The organism is Enterobacter sp. T1-1, assembly GCF_000710795.1.
Lineage (GTDB): Bacteria > Pseudomonadota > Gammaproteobacteria > Enterobacterales > Enterobacteriaceae > Enterobacter > Enterobacter cloacae.
In genome coordinates this window covers 1-12,034 of sequence record NZ_JALW01000045.1, presented here as the reverse complement: position 1 = coordinate 12,034, position 12,034 = coordinate 1, and the positions used below count along the sequence as shown (strand labels likewise).

The following is a 12,034-nucleotide window of genomic DNA, read 5'->3' as shown; positions in this document are numbered from 1 at the left end:
TTTATGCTCTGCCCCTATGAAAGCACCCCGTCTCCCCATCGCCATTCAGCAAGCCGTTATGCGCAGCCTGCGGGAAAAACTCGCCCAGGCCAACCTGAAGCTCGGCCGTAATTATCCGGAGCCGAAACTCGTCTACCACCAGCGAGGAACCGCGGCGGGTACCGCCTGGCTGGAATCCTATGAGATCCGCCTGAACCCGGTTCTGATGATGGAAAACCAGCAGGCGTTTATCGAGGAGGTGGTACCGCACGAACTGGCACACCTTCTGGTATGGAAACACTTCGGCCGCGTAGCTCCGCACGGCAAAGAGTGGAAATGGATGATGGAGGCGGTACTCGGCGTTCCGGCACGCCGTACTCATCAGTTTGAACTGGAATCGGTACGCCGTAATACCTTCCCCTACCGCTGCCAGTGCCAGCAGCATCAGCTCACCGTTCGTCGCCATAATCGTGTGGTACGCGGCGAGGCAACCTACCGCTGCGTGAAGTGCGGCGAGCCACTGGTCGCAGAATAACCAACTGAACTTTCAGGAACTTTCCTGATCTGGCTGATTGCATACCGGAACAACTTTCGCTACGTTGCGGGCTCGTTTTGACACGGAGTGTAAGATGTCCCGTAATTTCTCTCTCGCGGTTGCCTTTTTGACAACGGCCCTCTCCGGCCAGGCTCTGGCCGACGGTATCAATAGTTTTTCCCAGGCCAAAGCGGCAGGCGTGAAGGTCAACGCCGACGTGCCGGGCGATTTCTACTGTGGCTGCAAAATTAACTGGCAGGGTAAAAAAGGGATCGTTGACCTTGAATCCTGCGGCTATAAGGTGCGTAAAAACGAAAACCGCGCCAGCCGCATCGAGTGGGAACATGTGGTTCCGGCATGGCAGTTTGGCCATCAGCGCCAGTGCTGGCAGGATGGCGGACGTAAAAACTGCGCCAAAGATCCGGTCTATCGTCAGATGGAAAGCGATATGCACAACCTGCAGCCGGCGGTTGGCGAAGTCAATGGCGATCGCGGCAACTTTATGTACAGCCAGTGGAACGGTGGCGAAGGTCAGTATGGCCAGTGCAGTATGAAGGTTGATTTTAAAGAGAAAGTCGCTGAGCCACCCGCCCGGGCACGCGGCAGCATTGCCCGCACGTACTTCTATATGCGCGATCGTTACAACCTCAACCTTTCCCGCCAGCAAACCCAACTGTTTAACGCCTGGAATAAACAATACCCGGTCACCGAGTGGGAATGTCAGCGCGACGAACGCATCGCCAGGGTCCAGGGGAATCATAACCCTTACGTCCAGCGGGCTTGCCAGGCGCAAAAGAGCTAACCTACACTAGCGGCAATTCGCTTACACAGCATGACACATGGAATTTTTGACTATGCGTATTCCTCGCATCTATCACCCTGAACTGATTACCGCTGGCCGCGAAATCGCCCTGTCTGACGATGCCGCCAACCACGTTGGCCGCGTGCTGCGCATGGGGGCAGGCCAGGCGATTCAGCTGTTTGACGGCTCCAACCAGGTTTTCGACGCGGAAATTACGCGGGCGGATAAAAAAAGCGTGCACGTCAATGTGCTGCGCGGCGAAATCGATGACCGTGAATCGCCGCTGCACATTCATCTGGGCCAGGTGATGTCGCGCGGGGAAAAGATGGAGTTCACCATTCAGAAATCCATTGAACTGGGTGTAAGCCTCATTACGCCACTTTTTTCTGAGCGCTGCGGCGTTAAACTGGACGCAGAACGTCTGAACAAGAAGATCCAGCAGTGGCAGAAAATTGCCATTGCTGCCTGTGAACAGAGTGGCCGCAACCGTATTCCGGAGATCCGCCCGGCGATGGACCTGGAAGACTGGTGTGCAGAAGAGGAGAGCGGGCTCAAGCTCAATCTCCATCCGCGCGCCAGCGCCAGCATCAATACGTTGCCGCTGCCCGTTGAACGTGTACGCCTGCTGATTGGCCCGGAAGGCGGCCTGTCGGCAGATGAAATTGCCATGACGGCGCGTTACCAGTTTACTGATATTCTGTTGGGACCTCGCGTTCTGCGCACTGAGACAACGGCACTCACAGCCATCACCGCGCTACAGGTGCGGTTTGGCGATCTGGGTTGACCCATTAACGGAGAAGAACATGATCAAGCTCGGCATCGTGATGGACCCCATCGCAAACATTAACATCAAGAAAGATTCCAGCTTCGCCATGCTGCTGGAAGCGCAGCGACGCGGCTATGAGCTCCACTATATGGAGATGAACGATCTTTATCTGATCAACGGTGAAGCCCGCGCACGCACCCGCATCGTTAACGTCGAGCAGAATTACGACAAATGGTACGAATTCGGCAGCGAGCAGGATATTGCGCTCGCCGATCTCAACGTCATCCTGATGCGTAAAGATCCTCCGTTCGACACCGAATACATCTACTGCACCTATATCCTTGAGCGCGCAGAAGAAAAAGGGACGCTTATCGTCAATAAGCCGCAGAGCCTGCGCGACTGCAACGAGAAGCTCTATACCGCCTGGTTCTCCGATCTGACGCCGGAAACGCTGGTGACCCGCAGCAAAACACAGCTTAAGGCATTCTGGCAGAAGCACGGTGATATCATCATGAAGCCGCTGGACGGTATGGGCGGTGCGTCTATTTTCCGCGTAAAAGAAGGCGACCCGAATATCGGCGTGATTGCCGAAACGCTGACCGAACTGGGTACGCGTTACTGCATGGCACAGAACTATCTGCCCGCGATTAAAGATGGCGATAAACGCGTCCTGATCGTGGATGGCGAACCCGTGCCTTACTGCCTGGCACGTATCCCGCAGGGGGGCGAAACCCGTGGCAATCTGGCGGCCGGAGGCCGTGGCGAACCGCGTCCGTTAACCGAAAGCGACTGGGAAATTGCCCGCCGCGTCGGCCCAACGCTGAAAGCCAAAGGCCTGATCTTTGTTGGCCTGGATATTATTGGCGATCGTCTGACCGAAGTGAACGTTACCAGCCCGACCTGCATTCGTGAAATTGAAGCGGAATTCCCGGTCTCGATCACCGGAATGCTGATGGACGCCATCGAAAAACGTCTCCAGAAATAACTTACCAATACTATTAGTGACAGCACCCCGGTTTGTCCGCATACTGGGGCTGTCGCTTTTTAAACCAGGAAACAGTACCTCTGACAATGAATTTACAGCATCACTTTCTTATTGCCATGCCTGCTCTCCAGGACCCGATTTTCCGCCGCTCCGTGGTTTATATTTGTGAATACAATGAAGACGGCGCGATGGGCATTATCATCAACAAACCTCTGGAAAATCTGCAGGTTGAAGGGATTCTGGAAAAGCTGAAAATTACAGCTGAAGCGCGCCTGCCGGAAATCCGTCTTGATAAACCGGTGATGCTGGGTGGCCCCCTTGCAGAGGATCGCGGGTTTATCCTGCATACGCCGCCCATTTTCTCTTCCAGTATTCGTATCTCTGACAACACGGTAATCACCACCTCCCGCGATGTGCTGGAAACGCTGGGCACCGCAGAGCAGCCTTCCGAAGTGCTGGTGGCACTGGGTTACGCCTCCTGGGAGAAGGGTCAGCTTGAACAGGAGATCCTGGATAACGCCTGGCTCACCGCACCTGCGGATATGAATATCCTGTTTAAAACCCCTATCGCCGATCGCTGGCGTGATGCGGCGAAACTGATTGGCATTGATATTCTGACCATGCCAGGCGTAGCGGGGCACGCGTAATGAGCGGCACACTTCTGGCCTTCGACTTTGGCACGAAAAGCATTGGCGTCGCCGTCGGCCAGCGTATCACCGGCACCGCTCGCCCGCTCACGGCCCTTAAGGCGAACGACGGCACACCGGACTGGAACCTCATTGAGCGTCTGCTCAAAGAGTGGCAGCCAGACGATGTGATTGTCGGTCTGCCGCTGAACATGGATGGCACTGAACAGCCGCTTACCGCCCGCGCGCGTAAGTTTGCCAATAAAATCCACGGTCGCTTTGGCGTTTCCGTGAAACTCCACGACGAACGATTGAGTACCGTCGAAGCGCGTGCCGGCCTGTTTGAGCACGGGGGTTTCCGCGCACTCAACAAAGGCAGCGTCGATTCGGCTTCTGCCGTCATTATCCTCGAAAGCTATTTCGAACAGGGTTACTGAGCGCCGGGGCCTACAACCGCCCCTGCGCCCGTCGCTCTGCCAGGCTCTGGTCAAAGTTCTGCATCCCCGCCTGCTGACCGGTTTGAATAATCCCGGGCAACTGCCACGTTTTACCTTCGCGGATAAGGTTCGCTGCCGCTGGCGTATTCACCAGCAGTTCATACAGCGCGACGCGCCCACCCTGCAGGTCGGGAAGCAGTCTTTGCGCCAGCACCGCCCGCAGGCTGCCGGCCAGCTGATTACGCACCGGGTCTTTCTCCTGCGCCGGGAACGTATCGACCAGCCGTTCAATCGCCTGAGAGGCACCGCGCGTGTGCAGCGTCGCCAGCACCAGATGCCCGGTTTCAGCGGCCGTCAGCGCCAGGCGGATCGTTTCGCTGTCGCGCAGTTCTCCCAGCAGGATGACATCCGGATCTTCACGCAACGCAGCGCGCAGCGCCTCGGCAAATGAGGGACTGTGCAGGCCGATCTCTCGCTGCTGAATCAGGCAACGTTCACTCTGATAGACAAACTCCACCGGATCTTCCAGCGTCAGAATATGCCCATCCGTCTGGTGATTAAGAAAATCCACCATTGCCGCAAGGGTGGTAGATTTGCCGCTGCCGGTTGCCCCCGTCACCAGTATCAGCCCACTGTCGTGGGATAAGAGTTCCGGGATAGCCCGGGGAACACCCAAAGCGGAGAGCTGCGGACAGGCCCGGGGCAACAGGCGTAGCGTGATGGAGTTGCCCTTCATCTGTTTAAAGGCACTTGCGCGCAGACGTTGGTTTCCCGTAAGGGTCACGGCAAAATCCACCTGCCCGCTTGCCCACCATGCCCCCTGCTGCTCATCGTTGAGCCACGTTTTCAGTAACGCATCCACATCGGGAGAGGGAAAGGGAGCCGGTTCAAGGCGGCCTACTCTGCGCCAGCGCGGTGGCGAATCACTGCACAGGTGTAGATCGGAGACATTATGCTTTACACTAAGGGCCACAATTTCTTCCACATCCATACATTACTCCTCGGAAAATGAACAACATTGCGCATAACCTGGCACAGGTCCGGGACAAAATCTCAGCCGCAGCAACACGTTGCGGCCGTGCTTCAGAAGAAATTACGTTACTTGCAGTGAGCAAAACCAAGCCTGCGAGCGCCATCGCAGAAGCGATTGATGCTGGCCAGCGTGCATTTGGTGAAAACTACGTGCAGGAAGGCGTGGATAAAATTCGCTACTTCCAGGAGCAGGGGAATACCGGCCTGCAATGGCACTTTATTGGCCCACTGCAGTCGAATAAAAGCCGTCTGGTGGCAGAGCACTTTGACTGGTGCCATACCATCGACCGTCTGCGCATTGCCACACGTCTGAACGATCAGCGCCCGGCGGAGATGCCCGCGCTTAACGTGCTGATTCAAATAAACATCAGTGATGAAAACAGCAAGTCCGGCATTGCGCTGAGCGAGCTGGATGCGCTGGCGGCTGAAGTGGCCGCGCTGCCGCGCTTAACCCTGCGCGGTTTGATGGCAATCCCGGCGCCTGAGTCAAGTTATGAAAGGCAGTTTGCCGTGGCACAGCAAATGGCTGTAGCATTTGGGGCGCTTAAAGCGCGCTACGAAACGGTAGACACGCTTTCTCTGGGCATGTCGGATGATATGGAAGCCGCCATCGCGGCAGGCAGCACTATGGTGCGCATCGGCACGGCAATATTCGGTGCGCGCGACTACACCCAATAATTAGGAAACCTGAGGAACGCCATGAAGACGTTGACTTTCCTGCTCTCAACGGTCATTGAGCTGTATACGATGGCGCTTTTGCTGCGCGTCTGGATGCAGTGGGCCCGCTGTGATTTTTATAACCCGTTCTCGCAGTTTGTCGTGAAAATCACCCAACCTGTTGTGGGGCCGCTGCGCCGTATTATTCCGGCGATGGGCCCCATTGACAGCGCATCTCTGCTGGTAGCGTTTATTCTGAGCGTTATCAAAGCGATTGTGCTGTTTATGGTCATCACCTTCCAGCCGATCATCTGGATTGCTGCCGTCCTGATCCTGATTAAAACCATCGGTCTGCTGATCTTCTGGGTGCTGCTGGTCATGGCCATCATGAGTTGGGTCAGCCAGGGCCGCAGCCCGGTGGAATATGCACTGATTCAGCTGGCGGAACCGCTGCTGCGCCCTATCCGCAACCTGCTCCCGTCAATGGGCGGCATCGACTTTTCCCCGATGATCCTGGTTCTGCTGCTGTATGTCGTTAATATGGGCATTGCCGAGCTGTTACAGTCCACGGGCGATATGCTGCTGCCGGGGCTGTGGATGGCGCTATGAGTGCAGTAAGCACCTGCGCTGATGGGCTGGTTTTACGGCTGTATATTCAGCCGAAAGCCAGCCGTGACAATATTGTTGGACTGCATGGCGACGAGTTAAAAGTCGCCATCACCGCCCCACCGGTAGATGGCCAGGCAAATGCGCATCTGACCAAATATCTGGCAAAACAGTTTCGCGTTGCTAAAAGCCAGGTCATCATAGAAAAGGGTGAACTTGGGCGGCATAAACAGGTAAAAATCCTTAATCCGCAATCCATCCCGACGGAAGTCGCGGCTCTGATTTAACAGGATAAAACGATGCAGAAAGTTGTTCTCGCTACCGGCAACGCCGGTAAAGTGCGCGAGCTGGCCTCGCTATTAAATGATTTTGGGCTGGATGTGGTGGCGCAGACCGAGCTGGGCGTGGAGTCCGCCGAAGAGACCGGCCTGACGTTTATCGAAAACGCGATCCTGAAAGCACGCCATGCCGCACAGGTCACCGGCCTGCCCGCGATTGCCGATGATTCCGGTCTGGCGGTTGATTTTCTGGGCGGTGCTCCGGGCATTTACTCTGCCCGCTATTCAGGCGTGGACGCCACCGACCAGCAGAATCTGGAAAAGCTGCTTGTCGCCCTGAAGGATGTGCCAGACGAACAGCGTACCGCGCAGTTCCACTGCGTGCTGGTCTATATGCGTCACGCTGAAGACCCCACGCCTGTCGTCTGCCACGGCAGCTGGCCGGGGGTGATTACCCGTGAAGCAGCCGGTAACGGCGGCTTTGGCTACGATCCGATTTTCTTTGTCCCGACTGAGGGCAAAACCGCTGCGGAACTGACCCGCGAAGAGAAAAGCGCGATTTCCCACCGAGGACGCGCCCTGAAACTGTTACTGGAAGCCCTGCGTAATGGCTAATTTGCCGCCTCTGAGTCTTTATATTCATATCCCCTGGTGCGTGCAGAAATGCCCGTACTGCGATTTCAACTCGCATGCGCTGAAAGGTGAAGTGCCGCACGATGATTACGTTGCGCATCTGCTGGCCGACCTGGATGCGGATGTACCTTACGCACAGGGACGTGAAGTGAAGACCATTTTTATTGGTGGCGGTACGCCGAGCCTGCTGTCAGGCCCGGCGATGCAGACGCTGCTGGACGGCGTGCGTGCGCGCCTGACTCTGGCAGCGGATGCTGAAATTACGATGGAAGCCAACCCCGGTACCGTTGAGGCCGACCGTTTTGTCGAGTATCAGCGGGCGGGCGTGAACCGGATTTCCATCGGCGTGCAGAGTTTTAGCGAGCCGAAGTTAAAACGACTGGGGCGTATTCACGGCCCGGAAGAGGCGAAGCGGGCGGCAAAGCTGGCTACTAGGCTTGGTCTGCGCAGTTTTAACCTCGACCTGATGCACGGCCTGCCGGATCAGTCGCTGGAAGAGGCGCTGGACGATTTACGTCAGGCGATTGCCCTGAACCCGCCGCATCTTTCGTGGTATCAGCTGACCATCGAGCCCAATACGCTGTTTGGCTCTCGTCCGCCGGTGCTGCCGGATGACGATGCGCTGTGGGATATCTTTGAGCAGGGCCATCAACTGTTGACCGCCGCAGGCTATCAGCAGTACGAAACGTCGGCCTATGCGAAGCCGGGCTACCAGTGCCAGCACAACCTCAACTACTGGCGCTTTGGCGACTATCTGGGCATTGGCTGCGGCGCGCACGGTAAAGTGACGTTCCCTGACGGGCGTATCCTGCGTACCGCAAAAACGCGCCATCCGCGCGGGTATATGGAAGGTCGTTATCTCGAACGTCAGCACGATGTCGAGGCGGTGGATAAGCCGTTTGAGTTCTTTATGAACCGCTTCCGCCTGCTGGAAGCCGCGCCGCGTAAAGAGTTTGCCCTTTATACCGGGTTGCCGGAAACCGTGATTCGCCCACACATTGACGAGGCGCTGGCACAGGGGTATCTCACGGAATGTGAGGAATACTGGCAGATCACCGAGCACGGCAAACTGTTCTTAAACTCTCTTCTTGAGCTGTTCCTCGCCGAAGAATCTGAAGGCTGATTCAGGATTTTGCATCCCGTTCTGCCAGCTGAGGGAAAGGCTGGCATGTCATTCGATTCTGGAATAACGAACTCTGGGACAACGAAGAGGCGGTATTAGAACAAATACGGGAAACCCTGCAAATGCTACTACCCTCACCCCGGCCCTCTCCCTGAAAGGGAGAGGGAGCAAACCATTCCCTCGCCCCCTTGGGGAGAGGGTTAGGGTGAGGGGTGAAGTTAATTACTTCAACGTACCCACCAGCGCCTTCCTGCTGTCTTCCAGCGACACCACGCGTTTACACACGTCTTTACCGAACTGCTGGAAATCGGCTTCCTGATTCTTCCACTCGTTCTGAATCGAGGTCTGCAGACCGCCCAGGCTACCCAGTACGCCCTGCAGCGGGTTACCGCCGCCTTTCAGTACCGCTTTGGCGCCCATCTCGTTAATGCTGTCCTGCAGGATACCGCCCATGGCCTGATTCACCAACTGCTGGCCGTCAGCACGCACCTGATCAATCGCTTTGTAGTGGAAGGTCAGGCCGTCGGTACGATGCTCGATAATCCGGTTCATCTGCTCTTTCAGCTGTTTGTCGAGCTTCGTCAGGCGGGTGCGCATGTTGCTGCTCTCACCCACCTCTTTGGTAATGATCTTATCCAGCGCAACGCGGCCTTTCTCAACGCGGGTCAGCGCGCCTTCGTCAATCCACGGCAGCGCGGTACGCAAATCGGCCTGGTAGTCTCTGGCCTGCTCGCGCTGCGCGGCGGTCAGGTTGTACTGTTTGCCATTGAACGTGACATCACCCTGCGGCGTGATGACCAGATTGCCGTTCTCACCTTTAACCTGAACGGTTTGCGGACTTAACACCACGTCATCACGCGGGGTGACGCTACATTTATACTCCGCATGGGCGGTGAATCCGGTTGCCATTAAGACAACAGCCAGCAACGTTTTGCGCATCTTTAACACTCCCTCAGACAAAATGGGCCAGCTAATGCTGGCCCCTGACTTCTTTATTAGTCCCACCAAACGTCGAAAAGTTCGCTGACGCGAACATCTTCCAGTTTGTGGTCTTCAAGCCATTTACGTACCAGCGCCTGATGTTCTTCGGTGCATTTACCCACTTCCTGGGTGCAGATAAGACCTTCCCACGCCAGATAGCCGCTACCGTCGAAGGCCAGCTTGTTTGGCTCGATCACCTCGTTGATGAACGCATCAACGTCCTGATCGATCTGCTCAACGCTGGTGCCTTCCGGGAAACGCCAGGCAACGGAGAAGCCCACTTCCTGGAATTCTTCGATGTGCATCTTTTTACGCAGACGACGGCTACGATTCTTTGCCATTATTTCACCCTCTCGAACATTAAGTCCCATACGCCGTGACCAAGACGATGGCCACGCTGTTCAAATTTCGTTACCGGACGCGATTCCGGACGCGGTACATAGTCGTTGCTCTCTGACTGGTTTTTATACCCGTCCAGAGACGACATCACTTCCAGCATATGTTCCGCATACGGTTCCCAGTCGGTCGCCATATGGAAGACACCGCCCAGTTTCAGCTTACTTTTTACCAGCTCGGCAAACGGCGCCTGAACGATACGGCGCTTATTATGACGTGCTTTGTGCCACGGGTCAGGGAAAAAGAGCTGAACCATGTTCAAAGAATTGTCAGGAATCATTTTGTGCAGCACTTCTACCGCGTCGTGACACATCACGCGCAGGTTCTCGACCCCCTCTTCGTGGGCGGTGGCCAGACACGCGCCAACGCCTGGAGAATGCACTTCTATGCCGAGGAAGTTCTGCTCCGGGCGGGCTTTCGCCATGGTCACCAGCGAGGTGCCCATACCAAAGCCGATCTCCAGGGTCACTGGCGCATCGCGACCGAACAGGTCGGCAAAGTCGAGCGGCTGCTCGCTGAACTCAACGCCCATCACCGGCCAGTAGTTGTCCAGCGCGTGTTGCTGCCCTTTTGTCAGGCGACCCTGACGGCGGACAAAGCTGCGAATACGGCGCAGCGGGCGACCGTTTTCATCAAATTCCGGTGAAATGACGTCGTTTTTCATAAAAGAGTTGTCTGCTTGTGAGAATGTTCGGGAAACGGGCATTATCCAAAGTTAAGGCTTCTATGCAAGCATGGGAAAGATCCGGTTTACAGCAGATTGACGCTGTGCTGCAATCGGCATCCCTGATTATACGAATCGATGACCATGCAAGCCTCTCAATTTTCAGCCCAGGTGCTGGACTGGTACGACAAATACGGGCGTAAAACCCTGCCCTGGCAAATTGAAAAAACGCCTTACAAAGTATGGCTCTCCGAAGTGATGTTACAACAAACGCAGGTTGCCACGGTGATCCCTTACTTTGAGCGTTTTATGGCGCGCTTTCCCACGGTAACCGATCTGGCCAACGCGCCGTTAGATGAGGTGCTGCACCTGTGGACAGGGCTTGGCTATTACGCCCGCGCGCGCAATCTGCACAAAGCCGCACAGCAGGTCGCGACGCGCCACAACGGTAAATTCCCGGAAACCTTCGACGAGGTGGCGGATTTACCCGGTGTCGGACGCTCCACCGCGGGTGCCATCCTCTCACTGTCCCTCGGCAAACATTTCCCGATCCTTGACGGTAACGTGAAGCGCGTGCTGGCACGTTGCTATGCGGTTGACGGCTGGCCGGGGAAAAAAGAGGTCGAAAAGCGGCTGTGGGAGATCAGCGAAGCGGTGACCCCGGCAAAGGGCGTGGAGCGGTTTAACCAGGCGATGATGGATCTCGGTGCGATGGTCTGCACGCGCTCGAAACCAAAATGCGAGCTCTGCCCGCTCAATAACCTGTGCGTGGCGTACGCAAACCATTCCTGGGCGCAGTATCCCGGTAAAAAGCCGAAGCAGACGCTGCCGGAGCGCACCGGTTACATGCTGTTGATGCAGCACGGGGACGAGGTCTTTCTGGCGCAGCGCCCGCCGAGCGGCCTCTGGGGTGGTCTATACTGCTTCCCACAGTTTGAAGATGAAGCCACGCTGCGGGCCTGGCTTAAACAGCGCGGCATTGCTGCCGATAACCTGACGCAGCAGACCGCGTTTCGCCACACTTTCAGCCATTTCCATCTGGATATTGTGCCGATGTGGCTTCCCGTGTCCTCCTTCGCCTCGTGCATGGATGAAGGCACCGCTCTCTGGTATAACTTAGCGCAACCGCCATCAGTCGGGCTGGCGGCTCCCGTGGAGCGCCTGTTACAACAATTACGTGCCGGTGCAATGGTTTAGCATCGGCTAAAAAAGAGGAATGAGTATGGCCAGAACCATTTTTTGTACTTTCCTGCAGCGCGACGCTGAAGGCCAGGACTTCCAGCTCTATCCGGGCGAACTGGGTAAGCGCATTTATAACGAGATCTCCAAAGAAGCCTGGGGACAGTGGCAGAAAAAACAGACCATGCTGATTAACGAGAAAAAACTCAGCATGATGAACCCGGAACACCGCAAGCTGCTGGAGCAGGAAATGGTGAACTTCCTGTTCGAAGGTAAAGACGTCCACATCGAAGGTTATACGCCGCCGGAAAAATAACAGCGCGCGGGGGAAACCCCGCCGTTCAAGCAAACACAA

General features: G+C 56.1%; 17 protein-coding genes and 1 pseudogene. 14 read left to right on the top strand and 4 right to left on the bottom strand.

Annotated features, from left to right (window positions below):
- Window positions 1–16 precede the first annotated feature (16 nt).
- The 6 genes from AK59_RS0114990 to ruvX all read left to right on the top strand — a co-directional run bounded on the left by AK59_RS0114990 (window position 17) and on the right by ruvX (window position 4,130).
- Window positions 17–514: a SprT family zinc-dependent metalloprotease gene (locus tag AK59_RS0114990; RefSeq protein WP_028027997.1), complete on the top strand. Its 498-nt coding sequence runs from the start codon at window positions 17–19 to the stop codon at window positions 512–514.
- 94 nt (window positions 515–608) lie between these two features.
- Entirely contained in the window at window positions 609–1,316 is a 708-nt protein-coding gene (gene endA / locus AK59_RS0114985; RefSeq protein WP_029883140.1) for a deoxyribonuclease I, read from the top strand.
- A 52-nt stretch (window positions 1,317–1,368) separates the two neighbouring features.
- Window positions 1,369–2,100, top strand: a complete 732-nt coding sequence (gene rsmE, locus AK59_RS0114980; protein WP_013098662.1) for a 16S rRNA (uracil(1498)-N(3))-methyltransferase — start codon at window positions 1,369–1,371, stop codon at window positions 2,098–2,100.
- Between the two features lie 19 nt (window positions 2,101–2,119).
- Window positions 2,120–3,067 carry a glutathione synthase gene (gshB, locus tag AK59_RS0114975; RefSeq protein ID WP_023620782.1) on the top strand — a complete coding sequence of 316 codons (948 nt, stop codon included), beginning with the start codon at window positions 2,120–2,122 and terminating at the stop codon, window positions 3,065–3,067.
- 86 nt (window positions 3,068–3,153) lie between these two features.
- Window positions 3,154–3,714: a YqgE/AlgH family protein gene (locus AK59_RS0114970; protein WP_013098664.1), complete on the top strand. Its 561-nt coding sequence runs from the start codon at window positions 3,154–3,156 to the stop codon at window positions 3,712–3,714.
- Entirely contained in the window at window positions 3,714–4,130 is a 417-nt protein-coding gene (gene ruvX / locus AK59_RS0114965) for a Holliday junction resolvase RuvX (RefSeq protein ID WP_006811925.1), read from the top strand. The genes AK59_RS0114970 and ruvX overlap by 1 nt, the downstream gene beginning before the upstream one ends.
- 10 nt (window positions 4,131–4,140) lie before the next feature.
- Here ruvX and AK59_RS0114960 read toward each other — a convergent pair whose 3' ends face one another.
- Entirely contained in the window at window positions 4,141–5,121 is a 981-nt protein-coding gene (locus AK59_RS0114960) for a type IV pilus twitching motility protein PilT (RefSeq protein WP_029883139.1), read from the bottom strand.
- A 17-nt stretch (window positions 5,122–5,138) separates the two neighbouring features.
- On the opposite strand from AK59_RS0114960, the gene AK59_RS0114955 reads away from it, so the two are divergent.
- The 6 genes and pseudogenes from AK59_RS0114955 to AK59_RS1000000124525 all read left to right on the top strand — a co-directional run.
- Window positions 5,139–5,840: a YggS family pyridoxal phosphate-dependent enzyme gene (locus AK59_RS0114955; RefSeq protein ID WP_023620785.1), complete on the top strand. Its 702-nt coding sequence runs from the start codon at window positions 5,139–5,141 to the stop codon at window positions 5,838–5,840.
- 21 nt (window positions 5,841–5,861) lie between these two features.
- The gene (locus tag AK59_RS0114950) at window positions 5,862–6,428 is read left to right on the top strand and encodes a YggT family protein (RefSeq protein ID WP_013098667.1); all 567 of its coding nucleotides are present in this window, start codon (window positions 5,862–5,864) and stop codon (window positions 6,426–6,428) included.
- Window positions 6,425–6,712: a DUF167 family protein YggU gene (gene yggU, locus AK59_RS0114945; protein WP_013098668.1), complete on the top strand. Its 288-nt coding sequence runs from the start codon at window positions 6,425–6,427 to the stop codon at window positions 6,710–6,712. The genes AK59_RS0114950 and yggU overlap by 4 nt, the downstream gene beginning before the upstream one ends.
- Window positions 6,713–6,724: 12 nt before the next feature.
- A complete protein-coding gene (locus tag AK59_RS0114940; RefSeq protein ID WP_013098669.1) occupies window positions 6,725–7,318 on the top strand; it encodes an XTP/dITP diphosphatase in 594 nt (197 codons plus the stop codon).
- A complete protein-coding gene (gene hemW, locus AK59_RS0114935; protein ID WP_029883138.1) occupies window positions 7,311–8,459 on the top strand; it encodes a radical SAM family heme chaperone HemW in 1,149 nt (382 codons plus the stop codon). Before AK59_RS0114940 ends, hemW begins: the two co-directional genes overlap by 8 nt.
- 35 nt (window positions 8,460–8,494) lie before the next feature.
- Window positions 8,495–8,614: pseudogene (locus tag AK59_RS1000000124525) on the top strand (DUF559 domain-containing protein); the annotation flags it as partial.
- Between the two features lie 67 nt (window positions 8,615–8,681).
- On the opposite strand, the gene AK59_RS0114930 reads toward AK59_RS1000000124525, so the two are convergent.
- Genes AK59_RS0114930 through trmB form a run of 3 tightly spaced genes read right to left on the bottom strand, consistent with a single transcriptional unit; the run spans window position 8,682 to window position 10,500 of the window.
- A complete protein-coding gene (locus AK59_RS0114930; protein WP_023621456.1) occupies window positions 8,682–9,398 on the bottom strand; it encodes a DUF2884 domain-containing protein in 717 nt (238 codons plus the stop codon).
- 56 nt (window positions 9,399–9,454) lie between these two features.
- Window positions 9,455–9,781: a YggL family protein gene (locus tag AK59_RS0114925; RefSeq protein WP_003862421.1), complete on the bottom strand. Its 327-nt coding sequence runs from the start codon at window positions 9,779–9,781 to the stop codon at window positions 9,455–9,457.
- A complete protein-coding gene (gene trmB / locus AK59_RS0114920) occupies window positions 9,781–10,500 on the bottom strand; it encodes a tRNA (guanosine(46)-N7)-methyltransferase TrmB (RefSeq protein WP_020689542.1) in 720 nt (239 codons plus the stop codon). The genes AK59_RS0114925 and trmB overlap by 1 nt, the downstream gene beginning before the upstream one ends.
- Before the next feature lie 144 nt (window positions 10,501–10,644).
- On the opposite strand from trmB, the gene mutY reads away from it, so the two are divergent.
- Together mutY and AK59_RS0114910 are read left to right on the top strand one after the other, a co-directional pair.
- Window positions 10,645–11,697, top strand: coding sequence for an A/G-specific adenine glycosylase (mutY, locus tag AK59_RS0114915; protein WP_168733707.1), 1,053 nt, complete (start codon window positions 10,645–10,647; stop codon window positions 11,695–11,697).
- A 25-nt stretch (window positions 11,698–11,722) separates the two neighbouring features.
- On the top strand, window positions 11,723–11,995 hold the full coding sequence (locus AK59_RS0114910; RefSeq protein ID WP_013098674.1) for an oxidative damage protection protein: 273 nt from the start codon (window positions 11,723–11,725) through the stop codon (window positions 11,993–11,995).
- Window positions 11,996–12,034 lie beyond the last annotated feature (39 nt).

Bases quoted from the DNA above. Each gene is read 5' to 3' on its own strand.
- trmB (WP_020689542.1), bottom strand. From the start codon at position 10,500: ATGAAAAACGACGTCATTTCACCGGAATTTGATGAAAACGGTCGCCCG.
- AK59_RS0114910 (WP_013098674.1), top strand. From the start codon at position 11,723: ATGGCCAGAACCATTTTTTGTACTTTCCTGCAGCGCGACGCTGAAGGC.
- endA (WP_029883140.1), top strand. From the start codon at position 609: ATGTCCCGTAATTTCTCTCTCGCGGTTGCCTTTTTGACAACGGCCCTC.
- AK59_RS0114960 (WP_029883139.1), bottom strand. From the start codon at position 5,121: ATGGATGTGGAAGAAATTGTGGCCCTTAGTGTAAAGCATAATGTCTCC.
- AK59_RS0114955 (WP_023620785.1), top strand. From the start codon at position 5,139: ATGAACAACATTGCGCATAACCTGGCACAGGTCCGGGACAAAATCTCA.
- yggU (WP_013098668.1), top strand. From the start codon at position 6,425: ATGAGTGCAGTAAGCACCTGCGCTGATGGGCTGGTTTTACGGCTGTAT.
- ruvX (WP_006811925.1), top strand. From the start codon at position 3,714: ATGAGCGGCACACTTCTGGCCTTCGACTTTGGCACGAAAAGCATTGGC.
- AK59_RS0114930 (WP_023621456.1), bottom strand. From the start codon at position 9,398: ATGCGCAAAACGTTGCTGGCTGTTGTCTTAATGGCAACCGGATTCACC.
- AK59_RS0114990 (WP_028027997.1), top strand. From the start codon at position 17: ATGAAAGCACCCCGTCTCCCCATCGCCATTCAGCAAGCCGTTATGCGC.
- AK59_RS0114950 (WP_013098667.1), top strand. From the start codon at position 5,862: ATGAAGACGTTGACTTTCCTGCTCTCAACGGTCATTGAGCTGTATACG.
- hemW (WP_029883138.1), top strand. From the start codon at position 7,311: ATGGCTAATTTGCCGCCTCTGAGTCTTTATATTCATATCCCCTGGTGC.
- gshB (WP_023620782.1), top strand. From the start codon at position 2,120: ATGATCAAGCTCGGCATCGTGATGGACCCCATCGCAAACATTAACATC.
- AK59_RS0114970 (WP_013098664.1), top strand. From the start codon at position 3,154: ATGAATTTACAGCATCACTTTCTTATTGCCATGCCTGCTCTCCAGGAC.
- mutY (WP_168733707.1), top strand. From the start codon at position 10,645: ATGCAAGCCTCTCAATTTTCAGCCCAGGTGCTGGACTGGTACGACAAA.
- rsmE (WP_013098662.1), top strand. From the start codon at position 1,369: ATGCGTATTCCTCGCATCTATCACCCTGAACTGATTACCGCTGGCCGC.
- AK59_RS0114940 (WP_013098669.1), top strand. From the start codon at position 6,725: ATGCAGAAAGTTGTTCTCGCTACCGGCAACGCCGGTAAAGTGCGCGAG.
- AK59_RS0114925 (WP_003862421.1), bottom strand. From the start codon at position 9,781: ATGGCAAAGAATCGTAGCCGTCGTCTGCGTAAAAAGATGCACATCGAA.